The sequence below is a fragment of the Bradyrhizobium sp. FW305-F6 genome (assembly GCF_058782905.1).
Genome location: NZ_JBYSYD010000006.1, coordinates 267527 through 293160, shown reverse-complemented (window position 1 = coordinate 293160; position 25634 = coordinate 267527). Strand labels below are relative to the sequence as shown.

At 65.5% G+C, this 25634-nt stretch carries 18 protein-coding genes and 1 tRNA gene; 8 read left to right on the top strand and 11 right to left on the bottom strand.

Annotation, left to right across the window (positions count from 1 at the left end):
• Positions 1-138: 138 nt before the first annotated feature.
• On the bottom strand, positions 139-462 hold the full coding sequence (locus tag AC3WLX_RS31705; RefSeq protein WP_291626854.1) for a winged helix-turn-helix transcriptional regulator: 324 nt from the start codon (positions 460-462) through the stop codon (positions 139-141).
• 71 nt (positions 463-533) lie between these two features.
• Here AC3WLX_RS31705 and AC3WLX_RS31700 point away from each other — a divergent pair, with 71 nt between their 5' ends.
• On the top strand, positions 534-1091 hold the full coding sequence (locus tag AC3WLX_RS31700; protein ID WP_492338888.1) for a carboxymuconolactone decarboxylase family protein: 558 nt from the start codon (positions 534-536) through the stop codon (positions 1089-1091).
• Between the two features lie 33 nt (positions 1092-1124).
• Here the strand turns inward: AC3WLX_RS31700 and AC3WLX_RS31695 are convergent, their stop codons facing one another.
• Entirely contained in the window at positions 1125-2132 is a 1008-nt protein-coding gene (locus tag AC3WLX_RS31695) for a KpsF/GutQ family sugar-phosphate isomerase (protein WP_492338887.1), read from the bottom strand.
• A 191-nt stretch (positions 2133-2323) separates the two neighbouring features.
• Here AC3WLX_RS31695 and AC3WLX_RS31690 point away from each other — a divergent pair, with 191 nt between their 5' ends.
• The gene (locus AC3WLX_RS31690) at positions 2324-4060 is read left to right on the top strand and encodes an outer membrane beta-barrel protein (protein ID WP_492338886.1); all 1737 of its coding nucleotides are present in this window, start codon (positions 2324-2326) and stop codon (positions 4058-4060) included.
• A 166-nt stretch (positions 4061-4226) separates the two neighbouring features.
• Here AC3WLX_RS31690 and AC3WLX_RS31685 read toward each other — a convergent pair whose 3' ends face one another.
• Together AC3WLX_RS31685 and gltB are read right to left on the bottom strand one after the other, a co-directional pair.
• Positions 4227-5678 carry a glutamate synthase subunit beta gene (locus AC3WLX_RS31685; protein ID WP_492338885.1) on the bottom strand — a complete coding sequence of 484 codons (1452 nt, stop codon included), beginning with the start codon at positions 5676-5678 and terminating at the stop codon, positions 4227-4229.
• 157 nt (positions 5679-5835) lie between these two features.
• Entirely contained in the window at positions 5836-10581 is a 4746-nt protein-coding gene (gene gltB, locus AC3WLX_RS31680) for a glutamate synthase large subunit (protein WP_492338884.1), read from the bottom strand.
• 492 nt (positions 10582-11073) lie between these two features.
• On the opposite strand from gltB, the gene AC3WLX_RS31675 reads away from it, so the two are divergent.
• Positions 11074-11826, top strand: coding sequence for a hypothetical protein (locus AC3WLX_RS31675; protein WP_492338883.1), 753 nt, complete (start codon positions 11074-11076; stop codon positions 11824-11826).
• Between the two features lie 157 nt (positions 11827-11983).
• On the opposite strand, the gene AC3WLX_RS31670 is transcribed toward AC3WLX_RS31675, so the two are convergent.
• Together AC3WLX_RS31670 and AC3WLX_RS31665 are read right to left on the bottom strand one after the other, a co-directional pair.
• Positions 11984-12754, bottom strand: coding sequence for an alpha/beta fold hydrolase (locus AC3WLX_RS31670; RefSeq protein ID WP_492338882.1), 771 nt, complete (start codon positions 12752-12754; stop codon positions 11984-11986).
• A 163-nt stretch (positions 12755-12917) separates the two neighbouring features.
• Positions 12918-13382: an Hsp20 family protein gene (locus tag AC3WLX_RS31665; protein WP_036036693.1), complete on the bottom strand. Its 465-nt coding sequence runs from the start codon at positions 13380-13382 to the stop codon at positions 12918-12920.
• A gap of 230 nt (positions 13383-13612) precedes the next feature.
• Here AC3WLX_RS31665 and AC3WLX_RS31660 point away from each other — a divergent pair, with 230 nt between their 5' ends.
• Complete coding sequence (locus AC3WLX_RS31660; protein WP_492338881.1) at positions 13613-14560, top strand: alpha/beta fold hydrolase; 948 nt, start codon at positions 13613-13615, stop codon at positions 14558-14560.
• A 171-nt stretch (positions 14561-14731) separates the two neighbouring features.
• Here the strand turns inward: AC3WLX_RS31660 and AC3WLX_RS31655 are convergent, their stop codons facing one another.
• Complete coding sequence (locus tag AC3WLX_RS31655; RefSeq protein WP_492338880.1) at positions 14732-17488, bottom strand: di-heme-cytochrome C peroxidase; 2757 nt, start codon at positions 17486-17488, stop codon at positions 14732-14734.
• Positions 17489-17673: 185 nt separating this feature from the next.
• Positions 17674-19470, bottom strand: coding sequence for an adenylate/guanylate cyclase domain-containing protein (locus AC3WLX_RS31650; protein WP_291631368.1), 1797 nt, complete (start codon positions 19468-19470; stop codon positions 17674-17676).
• Between the two features lie 214 nt (positions 19471-19684).
• Between AC3WLX_RS31650 and AC3WLX_RS31645 the strand changes: the two genes are divergently transcribed.
• A complete protein-coding gene (locus tag AC3WLX_RS31645; protein WP_492338879.1) occupies positions 19685-20317 on the top strand; it encodes a LysE family translocator in 633 nt (210 codons plus the stop codon).
• A 5-nt stretch (positions 20318-20322) separates the two neighbouring features.
• On the opposite strand, the gene AC3WLX_RS31640 is transcribed toward AC3WLX_RS31645, so the two are convergent.
• A complete protein-coding gene (locus tag AC3WLX_RS31640; protein ID WP_492338878.1) occupies positions 20323-21075 on the bottom strand; it encodes a sulfite exporter TauE/SafE family protein in 753 nt (250 codons plus the stop codon).
• A 142-nt stretch (positions 21076-21217) separates the two neighbouring features.
• Between AC3WLX_RS31640 and AC3WLX_RS31635 the strand changes: the two genes are divergently transcribed.
• On the top strand, positions 21218-22108 hold the full coding sequence (locus tag AC3WLX_RS31635; RefSeq protein ID WP_492338898.1) for a LysR substrate-binding domain-containing protein: 891 nt from the start codon (positions 21218-21220) through the stop codon (positions 22106-22108).
• Between the two features lie 266 nt (positions 22109-22374).
• Here the strand turns inward: AC3WLX_RS31635 and hisN are convergent, their stop codons facing one another.
• Both hisN and AC3WLX_RS31625 read right to left on the bottom strand, forming a co-directional pair.
• The gene (gene hisN / locus AC3WLX_RS31630) at positions 22375-23160 is read right to left on the bottom strand and encodes a histidinol-phosphatase (RefSeq protein ID WP_492338877.1); all 786 of its coding nucleotides are present in this window, start codon (positions 23158-23160) and stop codon (positions 22375-22377) included.
• A 550-nt stretch (positions 23161-23710) separates the two neighbouring features.
• Positions 23711-24601, bottom strand: coding sequence for an N-formylglutamate amidohydrolase (locus AC3WLX_RS31625; RefSeq protein WP_492338876.1), 891 nt, complete (start codon positions 24599-24601; stop codon positions 23711-23713).
• A 330-nt stretch (positions 24602-24931) separates the two neighbouring features.
• On the opposite strand from AC3WLX_RS31625, the gene cpdR reads away from it, so the two are divergent.
• The gene (gene cpdR / locus AC3WLX_RS31620; RefSeq protein WP_007597092.1) at positions 24932-25291 is read left to right on the top strand and encodes a cell cycle two-component system response regulator CpdR; all 360 of its coding nucleotides are present in this window, start codon (positions 24932-24934) and stop codon (positions 25289-25291) included.
• A gap of 74 nt (positions 25292-25365) precedes the next feature.
• Positions 25366-25440, top strand: a tRNA-Val gene (locus tag AC3WLX_RS31615).
• Positions 25441-25634 lie beyond the last annotated feature (194 nt).

Here is a 25634-nt window from a genome sequence, read left to right as displayed (position 1 = left end):
GAGCGGGGTGGGGTGATCTCTCCACTCGGGCACCGCGTCGGTGGAGAGATCACCCCACCCCGCTACGCATTTCGCTGCGCTGCATGCGTAGCGACCCTTCCCCTCCAGGCCCCCTCCAGGGGAGGGTAAGCGAGAACCCTACCTCTTCCACCGCTCCGCAAACCTGTGCAGCGGCATGAAGGTCTCGCACAAGTCTCGCCCGAGCGGCGTCAGCCCGTAACCTCCACCGTCGCCCAGCTCCACGAATCCCGCTTCCCGCAGCTCGGTCAGCCGCGCCTGCAGCACCGTCGGCGAGGCCTCGTCGCAAGCGCCGCGCAACGCGCGCGAGGTGAGGGGTCCATCGCGCAACTCCCACAAGATTCGCAAGGCCCAGCGCCGACCGAGCAGGTCGAGCAGCGCCATGATCGGCCGCCCGGTGCGGGAGCCGCGGACGCTGTGTGTCTTTACGGCTTGTTTGGCCATCGTCGCCTCTTGCGCCTTGCTACAAATAATGTAGCGTAATGCTACTGTAAGTGTAGCAGATGGAGTGGACGATGTCCGAAGCCAGGCCGCGCATTGCCCCGCTCGCGGCGCCTTATCCCCCGGAGATCCAGGCGCAATTCGACCGCATCATGCGCGGTGCGCCGCCGCTGATGCTGTTCCGGGTGATGGCGCGCCATGGCCGCGCCTGGGACAAGTTTCGCGCCGGCGGGCTGCTTGATCCGGGGTCGCTTACGCTGCGCCAGCGCGAGATCGTCATCGACCGCACCTGCGCGCTGAACGGATGCGAATACGAATGGGGCGTGCATGTCTCGGTCTTTGCCGGACCGGCAAAGCTCTCCGAGGACGAGGTGCGTGCGACGGTGCTCGGCGATGCGACGTCGGCGTGCTGGTCACCAGCCGAGCAGGCGCTGATCGCCGCCGTTGACGCGTTGCATCATCGCGCGACGCTGTGTGACGGGGAGTTTGCCGCGCTATCGGCGCACTACGACGAGGCGCAAATCCTCGAGATCATGCTGCTGTGCGGTTTCTATCGCACCGTGTCGTATCTGGCGAACGGGCTGAAGCTGCCGCTGGAGGAGAATGCGGCGCGGTTTCCGGCGGCCCTCTAGCGGCCGCAATGACGAGGTGAGAGGGCGCGCGCCCTACGCCACGCCCGCGCGCAGCAAATCGTGCAGATGGACGATCCCGACCACCTTGCCGGCCTCGGTCACCAGCAGCGTCGTGATCTTGCGCGTGTTCAGCACCTCGATCATCTCGGTTGCCAGCATCGAGGGCGGCACGCTCTTGGGCTGCTTCGTCATGATCTCGTCGACGGTCACCGTCAGAAGGTCGGGCCGCATGTGGCGGCGCAGGTCGCCGTCGGTGATGATGCCGACCGCCTCGCCGGCAGCGTTGACGATGCAGACGCAGCCGAGTCCCTTGGCCGACATCTCGACCACGGCTTCCGACATCGCGGTGCCGAGTGGTTTGAGCGGAATCTCCGCGCCGGTGCGCATGTAGTCGCGGACGAATTTCAGCATCGCGCCCAGCTTGCCGCCGGGATGGAAATGCGCGAACTCCAGCGCGGTGAAGCCGCGCCCTTCGAGCAGTGCGATCGCGAGCGCGTCGCCGATCGCGGCCTGCATCAGCGTCGACGTTGTCGGTGCCAGATTGTGCGGGCAGGCCTCGCGCGCCTTCGGCAACTCGATCACGAGGTCGGCGGCCTGTCCCAGCGAGGACGAAGCGTTCGAGGTGACCGCGATCATCGGGATCGCAAACCGTGCCGAATAGTTCACGAGGTTCTTCATCTCGGGCTGCTCGCCGGACCAGGACAGCGCCAGAATGACGTCGTCGGGCGTGATCATGCCGAGATCGCCATGGCCGGCTTCGGCGGCGTGCACGAAGAAGGCCGGCGTGCCGGTCGAGGCCAGCGTTGCCGCGATCTTGCGCCCCATATGGCCTGACTTGCCGAGCCCGGTGACGATGACGCGGCCCTTGGCGTTGCGGATCAGGTCCACCGCTTTCGCGAACGTCGCGCCGAGCGGGCCGCGCAGGGCGGCGGCGAGGGCGTTGATACCACCGCTCTCCGTCTCCAGCGTGCGGAGCGCGGATTCGACGCTGTCAGGGATGGAGCCGGATGATTGGGTCATCAGCGGTTTCGAACTCGGCATGCTCTGGTCCAGGGAGGAGGGGCGCTCGCCCATTGGCGCCTGCTTAGCACGGCCAGACCCGCGAGGCGACGCGCGCTCCGGCGCCCTCAACCGGTCATTAACCATAATTGTTTTAACTCCATTAAGGATGGTTCCCGCCGGTTGGTGGGGGCGGTCTTGAAAGTGTTTGATTTCGTTGGGGTAATTCTATCGTGGGGTCGTCTCCAGGCAGGAGCCGGAGCACTGTCGCGCATTTCCTGCGCGCGGCTTTGCCGTGCCTCGCGTTGACGGCCCTCGGCAGCGGCCCGGTGGCGGCCCAGAGCCTCACGCCCGACCTGTTCAACCCCAATCGCGGCGGCTTTGCCTCGCCCGACACGCTGCCGACGCGCCGCACCGCCGGCGTGCCGCAGTCTCCGTCCGACGCGCTGCCCAGACTGCCCGATCCCAATGCCGGCCCGCGCCAGCAGACGCCGGCGAACTCGCGTGTCGGTCAGGTCCCGACCTATGGCCTACCGGCCGCGAATGGTGCGAGCGGCTCGGGTTACGACTCGCTCAATCGCAAGCGGCAGCAGCCGAAGCTCTATCCGGGGCAGCCGAAGCCGAAGCGTCCGGCCGGCCCCGGTTCGCCGACGCCGCCGGCAGCGCCGGCCGCGACGCTAACCCCGCCGCGCATCGCACCGCCGCCGTCGGAGACGGCGCACAAGGTGCCCGTGCCGCCGGCCATGGCGGGCAACGTGCCCGGCCAGCCGCTGCGCCGCCGCCTCAAGCTGGACGAGGATCCGTTCGGTGCGGTCGGCGACTATGCCGGCAGCTTCCTGATCAAGGGCGGGCTCGAGCTCTCCGCCGGCTACGACACCAATCCGACGCGCCTCAACAAGCCGGTCGGTTCGCCCGCCTATGTCATCGCGCCAGATCTGCTCGTGGTGTCCGATTGGGAGCGCCATGCGCTGGTCGCCGATCTGCGCGGTTCGTTCTCCGGCTACACCAACGACATGCCGGCGACGCTCAACGGCCTCGCCTCGCCGTCGCCGGTCGAGGCCAACCGGCCCGATTTCAACGGCCATGTCGATGGCCGGCTCGACGTCACCCGCGATTTCAAGCTGCTCTCGCAGCTCCGCCTGCGGCTCGCCACCGACAATCCCGGCAGCCCGAACGTGCAGGCCGGCCTGCAGAAATACCCGGTCTATGCCACTTACGGCACCACCATCGGCTTCGACCAGACCTTCAACCGCTTCCAGGTCTCCGCCGGCGCCACCGTCGATCGCACCGCCTACACCGATTCGAAGCTCATCGACGGCACGATCTTCCCCAACAGAGATCGCGACTTCAATCAATATGGCGGCGTCGGACGCTTCTCCTATGACCTGAAGCCGGGCCTGAAGCCCTTCGTCGAGATCCAGGGCGACACCCGCGTCCACGACCAGGCGGCAGACCGCAACGGCTACTTCCGCGATTCCAACGGCGGCTATGCCAAGGTCGGTTCATCCTTCGAGTTCTCGCGCATCCTCACCGGCGAGATCTCGGTCGGCTATTCCGCGCGCAACTACGCCGACCCGCGCCTCAGCCAGCTCGCCGGCTTCCTCACCACGGGCTCGCTGATCTGGAACGCGAGCGGCCTCACCACGGTGAAGCTCTTCACCGACACGCAGATCAACGAAACCACGATTCCCGGCTCCTCCGGCGTGCTGGTGCGCACCTACGCCGCCGAAGTCGACCACGACTTCCGTCGCTGGCTCACCGCGGTCGGCAAGTTCACCTACGGCACGTACGACTACCAGAACCAGGGTCGCAACGACAAAACCTACTCGCTCGAAGGCAATCTGATCTACAAGCTCAACCGCAACATCTGGGTGAAGGGCACGCTGCGCCACGACATCCTGGATTCGAACATCGCCGCGGCGAGCTCGCAGGGCACGGTGATGCTGCTGGGGGTGAGATTGCAGAATTAGGGCGCCTGCTTGCGCGTCGCACGAGACGAAGCCGAAGGGCGCGGCTCTCTCTATCGTCATTCCGGGGCGCGCGAAGCGCGAACCCGGAATCCATTTATCCACCAACCCTGAGGCCCGATGGATTCCGGGTTCGCGCCAAGTGGCGCGCCCCGGAATGACCGGCTTGCTACCGCGGCAGATCCGTCTTCCCCATCAAAAACGTGTCGATCGACCGGGCGCACAGCCGGCCCTCGCGGATCGCCCACACCACGAGCGATTGCCCACGCCGCATGTCGCCGGCGGTGAACACGTTCGGGCGCGAGGTCTGGTAGTCGAGCGTGTTGGCCTTGACGTTGCCGCGCGGGTCGAGGTCGACCGCGAGCAGCTTCAAGAGGCCCTCGTGCACGGGATGGACGAAGCCCATCGCGAGCAGGACGAGATCGGCGTCGAGCTCGAACTCGGTGCCGGCAATCGGCTTGAAACTGTCGTCGACGCGCACGCAGTGCAGCTTCTTGACCTGGCCGTTCTCGCCCGAGAACTTCTGCGTCAGCACGGCGAATTCGCGCACCGCGCCTTCGGCCTGGCTCGACGAGGTCCGCATCTTCAGCGGCCAGTTCGGCCAGGTCAGGCCCTTGTTCTCGCGCTCGGGGGGCGCGGGCATGATCTCGAGCTGGGTCACCGACAGCGCGCCCTGGCGCAGCGAGGTGCCGATGCAGTCGCTTCCGGTGTCGCCGCCGCCGATGACGACGACGTGCTTGCCGGCGGCCAGGATCTCCTGGACGCCGCCGAGCGGCTCCGCGGAGACGCGGCGGTTCTGCTGCGGCAGGAAGTCCATGGCGTAGTGGATGCCGGAGAGCTCGCGGCCGGGGATCGGCAGGTCGCGCGGGGCTTCCGCGCCGCCGGTCAGGGCGATCGCATCGTACTCGTTGAGCATCTCGCGTGGATCGACATTGCCGTCCGCGCCGACATGGCTGTTGTAGTGGAAGGTGACGCCTTCGCCTTCCATCTGCGCCACGCGGCGGTCGATGACGCCCTTCTCCATCTTGAAGTCGGGGATGCCGTAGCGGAGCAGGCCGCCGGCCTTGGCGTACTTCTCGAACAGATGCACGTCGTGGCCGGCGCGCGCGAGCTGCTGGGCGCAGGCCATGCCGGCCGGGCCGGAGCCGATGACAGCGACCTTCTTGCCGGTCTTGACGGTAGCGATTTCAGGCTTCAGCCAGCCATTGTCCCAGGCGCGGTCGACGATCGCGCATTCGATTGTCTTGATGGTGACGGGGTTGTCGTCGATGTTGAGCGTGCAGGACGCCTCGCACGGCGCCGGGCAGATGCGGCCCGTGAACTCCGGGAAATTGTTGGTGGAGTGCAGGTTGCGCGAGGCTTCTTCCCAATTGCCCTGGTAGACGAGGTCGTTCCAGTCGGGGATCTGGTTGTTGACGGGGCAGCCGGGCGTGCCGGGCGCCACCGAGCCGGTGCCGTGGCAATAGGGAATGCCGCAATTCATGCAGCGCGCCGCCTGGTCGCGCACCTCCTTCTCGGAGAGCGGAACGACGAACTCCTTGTAATGCTGCACGCGTTCGGTGACCGGGGTGTACTTGCGGTCGTGCCGTTCGATTTCCAGAAAACCCGTGATCTTGCCCATTAAACCCGAAGTCCCTGCCGCTTAAATTCTTTGTTCTCTCACTCCTCATCCTGAGGAGCGGCGCGCGTTTCGCGCCGCGTCTCGAAGGAAGAGGCCCGGATGGTGACCTCATGGTGCGAGACGCAGCTATCGCGCTCCTCACCATGAGGGCTTTTTCTTACGCCCCGATCGCGATTTTCGGCTCGGCGTCCGCGTTGGCCGCCATCTCGCGCAGCGCGCGCCGGTATTCGACCGGCATCACCTTGCGGAATTTGGGCAGCCAGTCCTTCCAATTGGCGAGGATGTCGGCGGCGCGCTTGGAGCCGGTGGCCTTGGCGTGGCGCGAGATCAAGACGTGCAGCCGCTCGACGTCGGAGGCGAGCAGGTTCTTGAACACGTCGACCCGGCCGTGCGCCTCGAGGTCGCCCGAGGCGTGATAGGTGTCGGCGTTGATCATCTCCTCCGACAGCACCGGCTCGAGCTCGACCATCGCCATGTTGCACAGCCTGTCGAAGTCGCCGGTCTCGTCGAGCACATAGGCGATGCCGCCGGACATGCCGGCCGCGAAGTTGCGCCCGGTCTTGCCGAGCACCACCACGATGCCGCCGGTCATGTACTCGCAGCAATGATCGCCCGCGCCCTCGACCACGGCGACCGCGCCGGAATTGCGCACGGCAAAGCGTTCGCCGGCGATGCCGCGGAAGTAGCACTCGCCCTCGATCGCGCCGTACATCACGGTGTTGCCGACGATGATGCTTTCTTCCGGTACGATGGCGGAGTTCCTCGGCGGCTTGACGATGATCTTGCCGCCCGAGAGGCCCTTGCCGACATAGTCGTTGCCTTCGCCTTCGAGCTCGAAGGTGACGCCGTGGGCGAGCCAGGCGCCGAAGGCCTGGCCGGCGGTGCCCTTGAGGCTGACATGGATGGTGTCGTGCGGAAGACCCGCATGGCCGTAGATCTTGGCGACCGCGCCCGACAGCATCGCGCCCGCGGAGCGGTTGGTGCTGTTGATGTTGGCCTCGATCTTGACCGGCGCGCCGCGGTCGAGCGCGGCCTGCGCCTTCTCGATCAGCGTGCGGTCGAGCACCGCCTCCAGATGATGGTTCTGGCGCTCGGAGTGGTAGATCTTCTGGCCCTTCTCTTCCTTCTGCTTGACGAACAGCTTCGAGAAGTCGAGGCCCTTGGCCTTCCAATGCGCGACCAGCTTGGTCTGGTCGAGCAGCTGAACCTGGCCGACCATCTCGTTGAAGGTGCGGAAGCCGAGCGAGGCCATGATCTCGCGGACTTCCTCGGCGACGAAGAAGAAGTAGTTGATGACGTGCTCGGGCTGGCCGGTGAAGCGCTTGCGCAGGACCGGGTCCTGGGTCGCGACGCCGACCGGGCAGGTGTTGAGATGGCACTTGCGCATCATGATGCAGCCCGCCGCAATGAGCGGCGCGGTGGCAAAGCCGAACTCGTCGGCCCCCAGCAGCGCGCCGATCACGACGTCACGGCCGGTGCGGAAGCCGCCGTCGACCTGGACCACGATGCGGCTGCGCAGCCGCTCGCGCACCAGCGTCTGGTGGGTTTCGGCGAGGCCGATCTCCCACGGCGAGCCCGCATGCTTGATCGAGGTCAGCGGCGATGCACCGGTGCCGCCCTCGAAGCCGGCGATGGTGACATGGTCGGCGCGCGCCTTGGCGACGCCTGCGGCCACCGTGCCGACGCCGATCTCGGAGACCAGCTTGACCGAGACGTCGCCCTCAGGGTTGACGTTCTTGAGGTCGTAGATCAGCTGCGCCAGGTCCTCGATCGAGTAGATGTCGTGGTGCGGCGGCGGCGAGATCAGGCCGACGCCCGGGGTCGAGTGCCGAACCCTTGCGATGGTCGCGTCGACCTTGTGGCCGGGCAGCTGGCCGCCTTCGCCGGGCTTGGCGCCCTGCGCCATCTTGATCTGCATCATGTCGGAGTTGACGAGATACTCCGTGGTGACGCCGAAGCGGCCCGAGGCGACCTGCTTGATCGCCGAGCGCATGGAATCGCCGTTCGGCATCGGCTTGAAGCGGTCGGCTTCCTCGCCGCCTTCGCCGGTGTTCGACTTGCCGCCGATCCGGTTCATGGCGATCGCGAGCGTAGTGTGCGCCTCGCGCGAGATCGAGCCGAAGCTCATCGCGCCGGTGGCGAAGCGCCTGACGATGTCCTTGGCCGGCTCGACCTGGTCGAGCGGCACCGGCTTGCGCTTCTCTTCCTCCGCGTTCTTGATCCGGAACAGGCCGCGCAGCGTCAGGAGCCGCTCCGACTGCTCGTTGAGGATTTTTGCGAAGGCGCGATATCGCTCCTGCGAATTGCCGCGCGCGGCGTGCTGCAACAGCGACACCGATTCGGCGGTCCAGGCATGGTCCTCGCCGCGGCTGCGATAGGCATATTCACCGCCGACGTCGAGGGCGCTCTTGTAGACCAATGCATCGCCGAACGCGTCGGCGTGGCGGCGCACGGCTTCTTCCGCGATTTCGGCCAGACCCACGCCCTCGACGCGGGTATGCGTGCCCGCAAAGAACTTGCCGACGAAGTCCGCCTTGAGGCCGACGGCGTCGAAGATCTGCGCGCCGCAATAGGACTGGTAGGTCGAGATGCCCATCTTGGACATCACCTTGAGCAAGCCCTTGCCGATCGACTTGATGTAGCGCTTGACGATCTCGTAGTCGTCGAGCGAGCCGGGCAGGCGGTCCTTCATCGCGATGATGGTCTCGAACGCGAGATAGGGATTGATCGCTTCGGCACCGTAGCCCGCGAGGCAGGCGAAGTGATGCACTTCGCGCGGCTCGCCGGATTCGACGACGAGGCCGACCGAGGTGCGCAAGCCCGTGCGGATCAGATGATGATGCACGGCGGCGCAGGCCAGCAGCGAGGGGATCGGCACCCGGTCGGTGCCGACCATGCGGTCGGACAGGATGATGATGTTGACGCCCTCGCGCACCGCGCTTTCCGCACGCGCGCAGAGCTCATCCAGCACCTGGTCCATGCCGGCCGCACCGAGGCCGGAGTGGAACGTCGTGTCCAGCGTGCGCGACTTGAAGTGCGATTCGGCCACTTCCGAGATCGAGCGGATCTTTTCCAGGTCGGCATCGGTCAGGATCGGCTGGCGCACTTCGAGGCGCTTGGTCGTGGCCATGCCCTGGAGGTCGAACAGGTTCGGCCGCGGCCCGATGATGGAGACGAGGCTCATCACCAGCTCCTCGCGGATCGGGTCGATCGGCGGGTTGGTAACCTGCGCGAAGTTCTGCTTGAAATAGGTGAACAGCGGCTTGGCCTTGTCCGACAGCGCCGAGATTGGCGTGTCGTTGCCCATCGAGCCCGCGGCTTCCTCGCCCGTGGCCGCCATCGGCGTCATCAGGATGGTGATGTCTTCCTGGCTGTAGCCGAAGGCCTGCTGGCGGTCGAGCAGCGACAGGTTCGAGCGCACGCCCGTCGTCGGCACCTTCGGCAGCTCTTCCAGCACGATCTGGGTCCGCTCCAGCCACTCCTTGTAGGGATGGCTCCTAGCGAGTTCGGCCTTGATCTCGTCGTCGGGGATCAGGCGGCCCTGCTCGAGATCGACCAGCAGCATCTTGCCGGGCTGCAAGCGCCACTTGGTGATGATCTGGTCCTCGGGGATCGTCAGCACGCCCATCTCGGACGCCATCACGATGCGGTCGTCCTTGGTGACGAGGTAGCGCGCCGGACGAAGCCCGTTGCGGTCGAGCGTGGCGCCGATCTGGCGGCCGTCGGTGAAGGCGATCGCGGCGGGGCCGTCCCACGGCTCCATCAGCGCGGCGTGATATTCGTAGAAGGCGCGGCGCTTCTCATCCATCAAGGGATTGCCGGCCCACGCCTCCGGAATCATCATCATGACGGCGTGCGGCAGCGAGTAGCCGCCCTGCACCAGGAATTCGAGCGCGTTGTCGAAGCAGGCGGTGTCCGACTGGCCCTCATAGGAGATCGGCCAGAGCCGGTTGATGTCCTTGCCGTACAGCTCGGAGCTCACCGAGGCCTGCCGCGCCGCCATCCAGTTGACGTTGCCGCGCAGCGTGTTGATCTCGCCGTTATGCGCGATCATGCGGTAGGGATGCGCCAGCGACCACGCCGGGAAGGTGTTGGTCGAGAACCGCTGGTGCACCAGCGCCAGCGCGCTCTCGAAGTCCTTTTCGTGCAGGTCGGGATAGTACTTGCCGAGCTGGTCGGCGAGGAACATGCCCTTGTAGATCACGGTGCGGCAGGACATCGAGCAGGGGTAATAGCCCGCGCCGCCGCGGTCGCGGCGCTGGTAGATCGCCTGAGAGATCGACTTGCGCAGGATGTAGAGCCGGCGCTCGAACTCGTCCTCGGTCTTGGCGGTGCCGTTGCGCCCGATGAACACCTGCATGCAGGCGGGCTCGGTCGGCTTCACGGTGACGCCGAGCGAGGAATTGTCGGTCGGCACGTCGCGCCAGCCGAGCAGGGTCAGGCCCTCCTCCTTGATCTGGTCGGCGATGATGCTCTTGATCACGTTGCGCCAGGCGGTGTCGCGCGGCATGAACAGTGCGCCGATGGCGTATTCGCCGGGCGCCGGCAGCGCGAAGCCGAGCTCTGCAGCCTTGCGGCTGAAGAAGGCGTGCGGGATCTGCACCAGGATGCCGGCGCCGTCACCGGCGCGCGGATCGGCGCCGACGGCGCCGCGATGCTCGAGATTGCAGAGGATGCTCAGCGCGTCCGAGACGATCTCGTGCGACTTCTTGCCCTTGATGTTGGCGATGAAGCCGACGCCGCAGGAGTCCTTTTCCAGGCTCGGATCGTAGAGGCCCTCGGCTTCCGGGCGCGAATAATGCTCTTGAATCGGTGAGGTGATCGGATCGGTCGTTTTCGAGGCGACCGTCGCCGACAGCTGTTCTGCCACGATGTTTGCGCGCTCGAATTGCGACCCGTTCATTGTTCCTGTCCTCTCCGTGCGGCAAGCTGTCTCACCGCGATCTTCGGCGCACCTTTGGCGTTCCGCGGCACCCGCTTCTGGGCCACCGCTCGTCCACTCGCGAGCCGCATTTTCTTAAATTCAGGCCAAGGCGTTCTTCGTCCCCGAGAACGGCTTTGCCCGTTGCCTTATGGTGCTCGAGAGCACCGATTTCAGCTGCAATCCCTATGCCGGAACCGCAAGCAAAATTGAGACAGTCTTCCTGTCCTAACCATCACCTTGCCAAATTTTTGTCTAACACACAAGCGCGCGAAAGTCCCGATTCCCGATAAGTCAATCAATCGCTTTCCAAAAGTTGCGCAGCCGCGGTTTTGAAACAAACGCGCCCTGATCCGGCCCTGTGGACGCCGGAATCCCGAATGAAGCTTCGCCTCAACCCTTCGAAAGGCGCGCCACGCCGCAAGAAGCGAAAGAGCGCGAGGCATTCGGGGGCCTGACAGGAGCGTCTCGACCATGAAGTTTTTCACAGGATGTGTGGCCGCAGCCACGCTGGCACTGGCCGCACCTGCCGCTCAGGCGCAAGTTCCCGCGAGCGGTATTGGAGGCGGGGGCTACGTTGCGGTGTCGGATTTCGACGGACCCTACGTACCGGGCGAAGCCGCGCCACGGCCGCCGCGTCACGGCTACGGGTACGGCTATGAGGAGCGCGGCCCGGCGGTTGCGCTGCTGCCGTCCACCGAGGTCTACGCGGTCCTGCGTGAAAACGGCTTCCTGCCGCTCGGCATCCCGCGCCTGCGCGGCAGCGTCTATACCATCGCGGTGATCGACCGCCGCGGCGACGATGGCCGGCTGGTGATCGATGCCAGCGACGGCCGGATCATCCGCTTCATGCCGTTCGCCGAGGCCTACGGCATGGCGCCGGCCGAGGACGTACGCCCGGCCCCGCCCTACGGGCCGCAAAGCGCGCTGCCGCCGCCGACAATGATCCGCAGCGGCCCGCCGCGCCCGCCGGCTCCCATCCCGCATGTAGCAAGCCGCGCCGTGCCGCTGCCCAAGGCAGCCCCGCGGCGCGCCGAGACGCCGGCTGCCCTTGCCAAGCCGGCACAGCCGATGGCGCCGCAGGCCCAGGCCCCGCAACCGGCGCAGCAAGCCGCCGCCGCGCCGGCGAAGCCGGCTGATGCAGCCGCGCCGACGGTCGGACAGGCCAGGCCCGCCCCGACGATCCTGCCCACGCAGGAGATGCCGCCAGCGCAGGGCCTGGATTAGCGCGCCGCGAGTTTGACGCAACAGTGCTGATCACGCCCTCGCTGTCATCCCCGCCTAGTGCGCAATTGCGCACTAGCGGGGACGACATCGGGGAGAGAACTGCCAAAACAAAAGGCGCCTGAGCAATTCAGGCGCCTTTTGCATTTCGGCGATTACCTCAGCTCCGCGGATACCCCGCCGCCTCCAGGATCAAATCCGCAACCTCCTTCGGATGCGACACCAGCGAGAGATGGCCGGCGTCGAGCTCGATAGTGGTGGCGTTCATGCGCTTGGCGAGGAAGCGCTCGAGATCGGGGTTGATGGTGTAGTCGTTCTTCGACACCGCGTACCAGCTCGGCCTGGAGCGCCACGCCGCCTCCGTAGTGCGGCTGGCGAAGATCGAGGCCGCTGTCGGCCATTGCACGGCATAGAGCTCCTTGGCCTGCTCGGGCTTCACGCCGTTGGCGAAGTACTTCAGGAAGGCGTCTTCCGAGAGCTTGGTATAGCCGTCGCGCTCGACGATGCCGGCGCGCGCGGGTCCGGTTGGAAACTGCTTCGACAGCGCCACGAAATCCTCGTTCGCATCGGGCGCGCGGGCGGCGACGTAGACGAGGCCGGTGACCTTCGGGTCGGTGCCGACCTGGCTGATCACGGTGCCGCCCCAGGAATGCGCCACCAGCACCGTCGGCCCGTCCTGCTCGGCTAGCGCGCGCTTGGTCGCGTCGACGGAGTCGGCGAGCGACGACAGCGGATTCTGCACGGCGGTGACGTGCAGGCCTGCAGCCTGGAGGATCGGAATCACCTCGGACCAGCTCGAGCCGTCGGCCCAGGCGCCATGCACGAGCACGACATTCTTGGCCTTCACCGTCTGCGGGGCCTGCGCATGCGCAAGGCTGAGGGGAGCCGACAGAAGGCTCGCGGCGACGAAAAGGCTGCGCCAGAGTGACATGATCTATCTCCGTCTTGTTTTGCGTTCGATGTCCCAAGGACGGAGGGCAACACTGCCGCGTTACACGTCTTCACCGCTCTGTGATGCAATGCACAACGAAAAAACGCCCCGGGGCACCGGGGCGTTCTCGCAACCTGGAAGTCGCGTGGGTCTAATGCCTGGCTCAGGCGGCTTGTGCGGCCGAGTTCTCGATCACTTGCGCCTTGGCGCCGGCGTTGATCGCGATCTGGCGCGGCTTCTTGGCCTCGGGAATCTCGCGGACGAGGTCAACGTGAAGCAGCCCGTTCTCGAGCGAGGCGTCCTTCACCTGCACGAAGTCGGCAAGCTGGAAGGCGCGCTCGAAGGCACGTGCGGCGATGCCGCGGTACAGCACTTCGGATTTCGAGTTCTCGTTCGCGACCTTCTCGCCCTTGATCGTCAGCGTGTTTTCCTTCGCGACGATGGAGAGCTCATCCTTGGCAAAGCCGGAGACCGCTACCGTGATGCGGTAGGCGTTCTCGCCGGTGCGCTCGATGTTATAGGGGGGATAGCCGGGGCTGCCGTCCGAGCTGGCCTGGTCGAGTAGGCTGAAGAGGCGGTCAAAGCCGACGGTGGAACGATAGAACGGGGTGAGATCGTAGCTACGCATGGTCAAGTCCTCCATTGAGCGACTGTTGGTAACCCGCCCGCCAATCGGGCCGGGCTTTAGTCTGTGTGCAGCCTGATGTTCCGGTTCCGAAACACTGGTAGCGGCCTGCACGAAAATGATATGGGTGGGGTGAGACGGCGTTCAAGAGGGCGGCATTGGCGCCTTTTCGGCGCTTTAGCCCCTTGATTCGCAGGACTTGATTTGCAGGACTTGCCGCCCAAGCACGCCCAATGACGCTGGTCTCGATTCCGTCCAACCCGGTCCCCGAAAACGTCGTCAGCGGCACCATCAAGACCCCCGATGGCGCCGAGCTGCGCTTTGCGCGCTGGGCGCCGCCGGCGGGCCGCAAGGGCACGGTTTGCGTCTTCACCGGCCGCAGCGAGCAGATCGAGAAGTATTTCGAGACGGTGCGGGACTTGCGCGACCGCGGCTTTGCGGTGGCGATGATCGACTGGCGCGGGCAGGGGCATTCCTCGCGCCGCCTGCGCGATCCGCGCAAGGGCTATGTGCGCGACTTCGCCGATTTCGAGATCGACGTCGAGACCTTCGTGCAACAGGTGGTGCTGCCGGATTGCCCGCCGCCCTTCTTCGCGCTCGCCCATTCCATGGGCGGTACGGTGCTGCTGCGGGTGGCACATGCCGGCAAGCGCTGGTTCGACCGCATGGTGCTGTCGGCGCCGATGATCGACCTGCCGGGGCGCACCACCTCGTTGCCCGTGCGTGCGTTGCTCAAGACGATGCGCCTGCTCGGGCAGGGCGGCCGCTACGTGCCCGGCGGCAGCGACCGCCTCACCGGGCTCGAGCCCTTTATCAACAATCCCCTCACCAGCGATCCCGTGCGCTATGCGCGCAACGCCGCGATCCTGGAGGAAGACCCGACGCTCGGACTGGCCTCGCCCACGGTCGCCTGGGCCGATACCGCATTTCGCGCCATGCACACCTTCAAGCGCGTGAATTACCCCTCGCAGATCCGCCAGCCGATCCTGATGCTGGCGGCCTCCAATGACACCGTGGTCTCGACCGCGGCGACCGAGGAGTTCGCCTATCATTTGCGCGCCGGCTCGCACCTCGTCATCGCCGGCGCCAAGCACGAGATCCTGCAGGAGCAGGACCGCTACCGCTCCCAATTCTGGGCCGCCTTCGACGCCTTCGTGCCCGGCACGCCGCTGTTCAAGTGAGAGCTTGACCGAGGGATCGTGCCACGAGCTCGTCATGCCCGGGCTTGTCCCGGGCATCCACGTTCTTGGTGCGGGGGAAAAGTTCGTGGATGGCCGGGACATAGCGAGCGGAAGCGACGCCGTCCTTCGGACGGCTATGCCCGGCCATGACGACGAAGGAAGCCGGTCGCGTTACAGCGTCTTCAGATACTCGATCAGATCGTAGCGCTCGGCATCGTCCTTGAACATGCGGCCGATCACGCCAGGACGTTTCGGCTCGCCGTCCTTGCGCTCGAAGGAATGGCCGAGCACGCTGTTGCCCTTGATCGGCTTGCCGTCGGCATCCGTCGCGGAGAACTCGGTCTCTCCCGTCTTGCAACGCTCGTTGGTGGCGACCGCGAAACCGACGGTCTCGGGGTCATAGTCGCGGCGGCCCATGCAGAATTTTCGCGGCCGTTCGCTTTCCGGCTTCAGCAGCCAGTACAGCGAAGGCACCGAGCCGTTATGCAGGTAGGGCGCCGTGGCCCAGATGCCGTTCAGCGGCCGCGCGCGATAGCGCGGATCGGGCGCCGGATTGAGACAGTTCTTGCGCGCGAGATTCCAGATCCTGGCCCGCTCGGCCTCCGGGATCTTCTCGTCGTCCATCCATTTGCGGGCGACGAGATCGACCACCGTCATGAGGCCGAGCGCGTAGACCATCTCGTTCGGCGATTTGCTCGCGGTCGGGATCTCGCACGCCCACCATGTCTGCAGGTCGGCCGTGTTCACCTTCAGGAAGCCGGGCACGTCGACGGTCCTTTTGCTGAGAACGAGCGACTGCTCGGGATCCGTCTTGATCTCGTCGAGCGGGATCGTCACCGCGTTCAGCACCTTGCTGTCGCCACTCGGCTCCCAGTGCTTCGACGACCAGAAGGCCGGCGTGTTGGTATCAGGCAAATGGCATCCGGAGCACATCTCGGCATAGACGGCGCGGCCGCGCTCGACGCGGTCGGGCTTCAGCCGCCAGGCGTCGCCGAGGATCTGCGAGGGCCATTTCGGCGCGAGCAGGCCGCCGAACTTCGGGCCGGTGGCAGTATCAGCCGTCTTGAACGGGTCGGGGCCTCTCAACATGTCCTCGATCCAGCCGAGCGTCCTGATGTTGACCGAGGAGCGCCACAGCCTGTCCTCCGGATAGGCGTCGGACAAATTGAGCAGCGCTGTGACGCCGAGGGCTTCGCCGGCGTTCCGGATCAGGGGCTGCTCGATCGAGGCGTCGTATTGGGCAAATTTGAACCACGGCACCGTCCAGATCGGAGGGTAGCTCACCGGCGCGTCCTGGGCGTGCAGGTTCTTGTCGAATCCCTTGACGCCGCTCATCGCGAGGTCCTGCGAGAACACCTGATTGCCAATGCGGTTGAGCGCATCAAGGCGGCCGAACCCTTCTTCGGTGTCCTGCTGCTGCTTGCCTTCGATCGTCTTGTCATAGTTCTTCGCCCAGTCGATCAGGAAGCTGCCGATCGCGCCGAGCTTCTGCTTGAGCGCGGCGCGGTCCGTCGCGCTGGCCTCCGGGCCGAGCACGCGATCGGCGAAGCGCTGGAAGCGGAACGGAACGTAGAGTGTGTAGGCGATCGACAGGCCTGTCGTGAGCTCGAGCTTCTTCAGGTCGGTCATGGCCGCGCCGCCGTCGAAGCGGACGTCGACGCCCTGGTAGTGGATCTGGCCGGTATGGCAGGCCGCACAGGTCAGCCCGATCATGTCGTCTTCGCGTCGGCCCGTCGCGGGATCGACCACGCCGGTCATGCGGGCGAAGCCGACCGGCAGGCCGTCGACGTTCTCCGCCGGCGTCCACCGGGTCGACCAGTCCGACACCTGTGTCGTCTCGTAGACGTTGGCATAGCCGAAGCGACGCAGCGTCGCCGTATCGGCCTGGATCGTCTGCGGGCTTGGGATGAATCCGAAGCGCTCGAGATAGGCGCTGTCCTTGATCAGGCCGGGCTTCGAGAACAGATGAAGCCGCGGTTGCTCCAGTGCCACGAACCACTCGTAGGGCACGGGGAAGGTGGCAGTGCCCTGGCTGGCATGGTGGAACCAGTGGCGGTCCTTCAGCGACCAGTTCTGCTCGAGCCAGTAGGCCGCCTTGGTCTCGGGGACCGTCGGCAGGGGTGGCGGTAGCAGGTTCACGAGCACGCCCTTCTGCGGCAGCATGGCGCGGACCTGATTGGGGAATTCGGCGACCGCCACCAGGAGGGCGAGGCCGAGGCCGATGACGAATGCCGAGAGCGCGGCCGCCCAGCGAAAGCGGAGCTGACACGAGGACAGCACCGGCTGCGACAGGATCCTCTGGTTGATGCGCTGGGGGAGCTGGCGCTGCTCGAACAGCGTGCGCACGTCGGCCACGCTGAGATAGCGCTCTTCGCCCTGCTTGCCCTTGCCGATTATCTTCAAGAGGATCGGCCATTCGAACTTCATCAGCAGCGGGTAGTACCAGCGCGCGGCGCTGCCGGCGCGCTCGAGGTTGTCGCGCATGAAGGTCTTGATTTCCGTGGCGTTGAGGCCGGGCTCGCTGCTGCCGGTGTTCGGATCGATGTAGGTCCGGCCGAAGCTTGCGAGCCGCGCGATCTCGTCCTCGTTGACCTTGCCGTTGACGCCGAGGATGCGCGAGCCGGCGCCGCGCTTGTCGAGCGGCCCGCCGCGCACCGCGTCGAGCTGCGCTCCCGACCAGATGCTCTTCAGGATGTGCGTGATGCCGTTGGCGATCATCGCAACGCCGCGGACCTGAATGCGGGCCGAGACCTTCTTCAGCCCGGTCTCGCCGGTCGCGTTCGCGATCGTCTGGGACAGCGTGTTGAGCGGGACCGTCCCGCCCTCGACGAATCCTTCACCGACGAGGCCGCGCAGGAACGGGCACGGATTGTTCGGCGAGACCGGGATCGAGGGGTCGAGCGGCGGCTTCGAAACGGGGTCGTGCATGGCCCAAATCCTGAAAACAGCGAATCGTGAAAAACAGGCGCGCGGCGTTAAAGCCCGGAAAGTTCTAACAAACCGACAGCAAGATATACTACTTCGGCGTGTGGCGACGTGTGGCGGATTTCACTATCGGGTCAATAAGAGCAGGCCCGAGGTCGCGAGAAACCAGATGGGCCGCGGAATGCAGTTCAGGACTCGGCGGCGCGCTTGGCCTCGCCCTGCACCAGGGTCAGCCTGCCGAGCGGCACGCCGGCCTTCAGCAGCCCCTCGCGATAATGGGCGACGTCCTCGGGCCGCTTCCAGTGGAAGTTGCGCAGGTGACGGTCGACGTTGAGGGTCGGGTAGTTGCCCATCAGCACGTGGGCGGCTTCGCTCGCCTCGTCGCCACGCCCCAGCTGCGCCAATGCGGCGGCACGGATCGCCAGCGCCTGCATGTGGTTCGGGTTGATGTAGAGCTGCTCGCGGGCCCAAGACAGGGTCGCGTCGTATTGGCGCAACAGGTAGTGACTGAAGGCGTTCAGCGCCGCCCATTGGTAACGAGGGTCGCTGTTGTCGCGCTGGGACGCCATCGAGAACAGCTCGATCGCCTCGCGATGCTCGCCGATCATGAAATGGCAGATGCCGAGCACGCCGCGCGCGCCGTTGTCATAGGGGTTGAGCGCGACCGCGCGCCTGGCGGCATCCATCGCGGCCTCGTGATGTCCCTCCAGCGAATGGGCCCAGGACAGGATCGAGAATGCGAAGGAGGAGCGCGGATCGAGCCGCACGCTGGTTTCGGCGAGGTTCATCGCCTCGGCCCACATCTCCCGCGTGCCCTTGACCCAGCCGAACTGGATGCTCTGGATCTGGATCGTGGCGAGATAGGCGTGTGCGATCGACAGTTTGGGATCGAGCCGGATGGCCTCGCGAAACAGCTCGACGGCGGCGGCGAGATCCTCCTTGGTCTGCCGGTAGTAGTGCGACAGCCCCTTGAGGAAGCGGTCCCAGGCGCTGACGTCGGTCGACAGCCGCGCCGGTGCCGACGCCTCGGCGCGGACGATCTCGGTGGCGATGGCGGCGGACAGGTTCGTCGTGATCTCGTCCTGCATGGCGAACAAGTCGCCGATGTCGCGGTCGTAGCGGCCGGTCCAGAGCTGCTCGCCGGTTTCCGGCGCGATCAGCTCGGCGGTGACGCGGATCTTGGCGCCGGCGCGCCGCACCGAACCCTGGATCAGATAGGTGGCGTCGATCTCGCGCGCGATCAGCCGCGTGCTGGTGTTCCTGCCCTTGAAGGCGAAGGTCGAGTTGCGGCTCAGCACGCGATAGAAGGATTGCAGCGACAGCGCGTGGATCAAATCCTCGGTCAGGCCGTCGGAGAAATACTCGTCCTGGGCGTCGCTGAGGTTGGCGAAGGGCAGCACGCCGACGATGGCGGTGCGGTACTGCTGCGACAGTGCCGAGGCTTCACGGAGCTCGGGGGCAAGCGCCGGCGCGCCCTCGGGCGTCCAGGTAAAGACCCCGATCGCATCCTTGATGTTCTTGAAGCGATGGTTGCCGGCATCGGTCAGCGGCACCGAGAGGTGCTTGCTCGCCTCGCGATAGGCCTTGGCCGAGATGGCGAAGCCGCCCGGGCTCGCCACCGATTCCAGCCGGACGGCGATGTTGACGTCGTCGCCGAACACCTCGTCCTCGTCGGCGATGACGTCGCCCATGTGGACGCCGAGCCGGAACTGCATGGCGCGGTCCGTCGGCAGATGGCGGTTGCGCTCGGCCATCACCGTCTGCATCGCGATCGCAGCCTCGGTGGCGCCGACGATGGAGGGGAACTCGAGCAGGAAGCCGTCGCCGGTGTTCTTCACGACGCGGCCGCCGTGATTGAGGATGATGGGATGGATCGCGGCGCGATGGGCCTTGAAGGCGGCATGGGTGCCGGCCTCGTCGCTGCCCATCATGCGCGAATAGCCGGCGACATCGGCGCAGACGATGGCGGCCAGACGTCTTTCCATATCCGCGAAGCTCCAAGGGAGAGGGGACCGGCCACGGCGGGCAGTCGCCTCGAATCCCGCATTGCAAGAACCCCGCCTTTATAAAGCAGATGCAGCCGAGCGGAAGCATGATCCGCGATGCAAATTCGAGGTAAATCCCACGCGATCCAGGGCGGTGGACGGGGACGGGCGAACCGACTAAGCGGAACCGGGACGGGGCAACGAGGGCATCTTCATGCTGGGCATCCACGAAATCTGGCTTTTCATCCTGTCGGGGGTGCTGCTCAACATCACGCCGGGGCCGGATTCGGTCTATGTGATCGGCCGCAGCATGCAGATGGGCTGGCGGGGCGGCGCTGCTGCCGCCCTGGGCATCAGTTGCGGCTGCTTTGTCCATGTCGCGGGCGCGGCGATCGGGCTTTCGGCCCTGCTGATGGCCTCGTCGACCGCCTTCTCGCTCCTGAAGCTGGTCGGCGCGGCCTATCTCGTCGTCACCGGGCTTCAGATGCTGTGGTCGCGCCCTTCGCTGGCTTCCAGCATCGACGAGCCGGTGCGGGGCTCGCTGCGCCGGGTCTTTCTCCAGGGCGTCTTCACCAACGCGCTCAATCCCAAGGTCGCGCTGTTCTTCCTCGCCTTCCTGCCGCAATTCGTCGCAGCCGATGCCCCGCACAAGCCGCTCGCCTTCCTGACGCTCGGACTGATCTTCATCTTCACGGGAACGCTGTGGTGCCTAGTGCTCGCGGCGTTCGCCGCCAGGGCGGCCCACCGGCTGCGGCAGTCCGAGGGCGCCATCGCCTGGGTCAACCGCGCGCTCGGCGGCCTCTTCATCTATCTCGGCATCCGCGTCGCCATGCTGGAGACACGCTAGCGATTTCAGGCAAACTCCTTCGCCAGCGCACTGCCGACAAGATAAAGGCCGAGCAGAATCATGGCGATCAGGAACCAGCGGCGAAACGCTTCCGCCGGCATCCGCGCCCGCACCGATTGGCCGATGAACATGCCGGCAAAGGCCATGGCGAGGCCGATCGCGCCCGGCACGGCATTGGCCGGCGTCAGCAATCCGGCCGTGGTGAGGTTGAAGGCGAGCGCCAGCGTTGCGGTGGTGAAGAACACGCCGAGCGCCTGCACAAGCTCGTCCTTTTCCATGCCGATCGCCTGCATGAACGGCATCGAGGGGATCACCTGCACGCCGGTCGAGGCCGAGATCACGCCGGTGACGACGCCGACCACGCCGCCGACCCATTTCTCGTTCCGGGGCGCGACATGGAACTGGAATTTGTTCAAGCCGATCACGGCATAGATGACGAGCAGGACGCCGAGCACGATCGTGCCGTAGCGCGCATGAGGGCCGGTCAGCGCGCCGGCATTGAGCCAGCAGCCGACCACGGTGCCGATCATCAGCGGCCACAGCCGCCGCAGGATGTCGCGCAAATATGGGCCGACGAAGGTCTGCCAGATATTGGTGACGATGGCCGGCACGATCACGATGGCAATCGCGCGGCTGGGGGACATGCTCACCGCGAGAAGGCCCATCGACACCGTCGGCAGGCCGAGCCCGATCACGCCCTTGACGAATCCGGCGAGCAGGAAGACGGCGGCGATCACGATGAGCAGCGGGTCGATCATGCCGGCACATTGACCGAAGCCGCGCGCCGGCACAATCTGGAGCTTACGGAGACAGCCTTCGCCGTGAACGAAGGCTGAGCGTGATGGGGACGTGCGCAACGGTTCCGACCAGATCATGCACAACAACGGGAGGAAGACCGCCATGCGCTTCGACCTCGTCGATCTCCAGCTCTTCATCGCGGTGGCCGACCAGCGCAGCATCACGGGCGGTGCCGAGCGTTCGCACCTGGCGCTGGCCTCGGCCAGCGCGCGGATCAAGGGGCTGGAGGACGCGTTCGGCGTCGCGCTGCTCAAGCGCGGGCGTCGCGGCGTGGAATTGACCGCGGCCGGCGAAAGCCTGCTCGATCATGCCCGGCTCGTCGTCCACCAGATCGACGCGATGCGCGGCGATCTAGCCGGCTTTGCCAGTGGCGTCCGCGCCAGCGTGCACCTTCTGGCCAATACTTCGGGCCTGTCCGAGCATCTGCCCAAGGCGCTGGCCGGCTTCCTGCGCGCGCATCGCGACATCGCCGTCGACATCGAGGAGCGCGAGAGCACCGATATCGCGGCGGCGATCACCGCAGGGGCCGCCGATCTCGGCTTTGCCGCCGAGCACGCGCTGCCCGATCACATCGAGCGCTTCGTGTTCAGCGAGGATCGCCTGACGCTGGTGACGTCGCGCCGTGGCCCGTTCGCCAGCCGCCGCCAGATCGACTTTCAGGAGGCTGCTGCTTGTGACTTCGTCGGCCTGACCGGCGCCATCGCGCTGCAGATGCACATCGCAAAGCACGCAGCGCGGCTCGGCATGCGTCTGCACGTCCGGGCGCGGCTGCGCGATTTCGACGCGATCTGCCAGATGGTCGCCGCCGATGTCGGGGTCGCCCTCGTGCCCGAGGCCGCCGCCCGCCGCTGCGCCAGGACCATGCCGCTCGCTATGGTCCGCCTGCGCGATGCCTTCGCCAACCGGAGGCTCGTGATCTGTGCGCGCAGCTTCAAGACGCTGCCGAAGCCGGCCAGGATGCTGGTGGAGCACCTGCGGACTGAGGCGATGTGAGGGGGGCTCTTACCCTCCCCCTCCAGGGGCTATCGGATTCACACATCTCGAAAAGAGAATCTTCTTCAATGAGTTAGCTGAAGGCCAATATTGGGCACTCACATGCGACGGAATCGAAGCAAGTGACTCGAATGACTCGCATTTCCGGATTGGCGGGCAGAAGGCTCCGACAGAGATGTGTGAACATAGTAGCCCTCCAGGGGAGGGTAAGAACACCTACTTCGCCGTCTCGGCTCCGGCGTCGGTGATGCAAGCTCTCCGCCCGCTCACGACTGGTTCAAAAGCTTCAACGCTTCCTCGTGAACCCGCGCGTCGCCGGCGGCGATGATGCGGCCACCGCCCTGGGCCGGTTTGCCCTCCCAGGTGGTGACGACGCCGCCAGCGCCGGTCACGATCGGGATCAGTGCCGCGATGTCGTAGGGCTTCAGCTCGGTCTCGACGACGAGGTCGACGTGACCCGCGGCGAGCATGCAATAGGAATAGCAGTCGCCGCCATAGCGCGACAGCCGCGCGCTCCTCTCGATACGGCTGAAGACGGCGCGGTCGTTCTCGTTCATCAGCAGGGGGCTGGTGGTGTAGGTCGTGGCTTCCGACAGCGACGCGCAGCGGCGGACCTGGAGCCGGCGCTCGCCGGAGGGGCCCTTGTAATTGGCTGAACCGTTGTCGCCGGAAAAGCGCTCGCCGATGAACGGCTGGTGCATCATGCCGAACACCGGCACGCCCTTGTGCAGCAGCGCGATCAGAGTGCCCCAGATCGGAAAGCCGCCGATGAAGGACTTGGTGCCGTCGATGGGATCGAGCACCCAGACATAGTCTGCGTCCTCGTTCTCGTTGCCGAATTCCTCGCCGACGATGCCGTGCTGGGGGAAGTTGGCCTTGATCAGCCGCCGCATCACCGCCTCCGCGGCGCGGTCGGCCTCCGTTACGGGATCGAAATCCCTGGTCTTGCTCTTGTCGTCGATCGACAGCGAGGTGCGGAAGAACGGCAGGATGGTTTCGCCGGAGGCGGTGGCGAGCCGTCCGATGAAGGCGGAGAAGTCGATCACCGTCACGGGGCGAATCCTAGGAAGCGAAAGTTGGATGAAGCTCGCCCCTGCCTAGCTCAATTCGCCTGCGGCGTGCAGCGCTGTCTTGATCTTGCACCCCGGTATTTTGCATTCCGGGGTGCGCTGCCTCATCCCGGTCACCTGCTGGCCAAAAATCGATCATTGACTTGAAAACTTAGTTCCGCGCTTGCCTTGTTCGTATGCAAACGACTATCAACCCATTGAATTCCCTTATCAAAGGAACTGAATCTGGGTTTCCGCGAGAGCATTTGAGCCATGTGCGTTTTGCATGGGAAACAGCGCAAAAGCCCTTGCGCTTTGTGCGTCGCGGTCGCATATTGTTGCGGTGCGGTAGCGCTTGGCGTTACCGCTGCCCTCCTTGGGCGTTTCCTCCCTAGACTTGGGCCGCTTGCGTCATTCGCGAGCGGCCCTTTTTTCTTGCCGCCGCCGCTTTCATTTCAAGGCGCGCAAGGCTGAGAAGCGAAACACGCGCGCACCCAAGGGACTCCCGAGGGACTCCCAAGGGACCGACCGAGACATCGACGTTGGAGAGGAGCTACTCCGCCGCGGCCTGGAACGGGCCGAGATCGGCGAACGGGATCGTGGTCGCCAGCACGTCGGCAAGAACACCGAAGTCGGAGGCGACTTGCGCGAAGCGTGCGCTCCGCTCGCGGCGCCGCTCGTCCATGTAGATCGCGCGATTGAGCTCGAGCTGCACTGCGTGCAGGCCGCTTGCGGGATTGCCGTAATGCTCGGTGATGAAGCCGCCGGCATAGGGCTTGTTGCGGCCGATCGAATAGCCGAGCCCGCTCATGGTCTCCTCGACGCGATCGGGCAGCAGCGGCGTGCAGCTGGTGCCGTAGCGGTCGCCGATCACGACGTCGGGCCGGCGCGGCTCGTCCCTGCTGACGCCGACCGACGGCATCGAGTGGCAGTCGACCAGCACCACGGTGCCGAACATCTGGTGCACCTTGTTGATCAGCCGGCGCAGCGCGCGATGGTAGGGCTTGTACAGCGTCTCGATCCGGCCCAGCGCGTCGTCGACCAGGATGCGTTCGCGATAGATCTCCTGGCCGTCGCCGACCACGCGTGGAATGGTGCCGAGCCCGCCGGCGACCCGCATCGAGCGGGTATTGGCAAAGCTCGGCAGCCGCCCGCTGAACATGCGAGGGTCGAGCTCATAGGGCTCGCGGTTGACGTCGACATAGGAGCGGGGAAAGTTGACCCGCACGGTCGGAAAGCCGCGCTCGCTCAAATGCCCGATCAGCTCGTCCATGAACGAGTCTTCCGAGCGCCGCAACGTCGGCAGGTCGATCCGCGAGGCCGCCAGAAATTCGTCCGGATAGATCGAGCCGGAATGGGGCGAGTTGAAGATGACGGGCGCGCGCCATTCGGCAGGCTCGAAGATCTCGAAGGCGGGCGACATGTCGCCGTCAAACCGGGTCATCTTCTCAGGCTTCGTCCCTTCGCGCCGGGATCCGGCAGGGGCCGGATCGCATCGATTCGGCCGATCGAGCGGCTCTTATGTGTCCTCATTGTCCGGAATCGCAACCATTCTGCCAAGCGAAAAGATGTGATGGTCATTGGAACAGGTCTTAACCTTGCAGGCAGGGAGGCGGGGACATGCTTGGGCAGCTCGATTGATTCGCGCCGCTTTCGGGTTCACAAGAGTGCGGTCGCGCCGCCGGCCCAGGGTAAAGATTTTCACCCCAAATTTACCGTCTGTCGGGCTTAGTGACCTCTGCTGATATCCTCTGGGGATGCGACGATTCCTGCCATGCCAAAGATCCTGCTCGCCGAAGACGACAACGACATGCGCCGCTTCCTGGTCAAGGCGCTGGAAAACGCCGGTTTTCAGGTCTCGTCCCACGACAACGGCATGGCCGCCTATCAGCGGCTGCGGGAAGAGCCGTTCGAGATGCTGCTCACCGACATCGTGATGCCCGAGATGGACGGCATCGAGCTCGCCCGCCGGGCTTCGGAACTCGACCCCGACATCAAGATCATGTTCATCACCGGCTTTGCCGCGGTCGCCCTGAACTCGGATTCGGATGCCCCCAAGAACGCCAAGGTGCTGTCCAAGCCGGTGCACCTGCGCGAATTGGTCAGCGAAGTGAACAAGATGCTGGCGGCCTGAATCGGCCCCTTCCGTCCTTGCGCCGGCTCCCCTGAGCCGTTATAGGGACCCCACCCGACACAAGTGGACTATTAGGGCACGTAGCTCAGCGGGAGAGCACTACCTTGACATGGTAGGGGTCACAGGTTCGATCCCTGTCGTGCCCACCATTTTCTTCAATGATTTGGCGCTCCGCGCCTGAGGCTTGAAGGAGTGGTTTCCACGAGATTTCCATATCCGTGCGGGCTGCCCCATTGAGATGGGGTTGGTGCCCGAATTCGGACATCACTCCGAAGGTCACGCACAGGGCCGCTTGCTCTGCTCTTTCGGCGCTGCGGCCCTGGCATATTTCTCTATCTCGCAG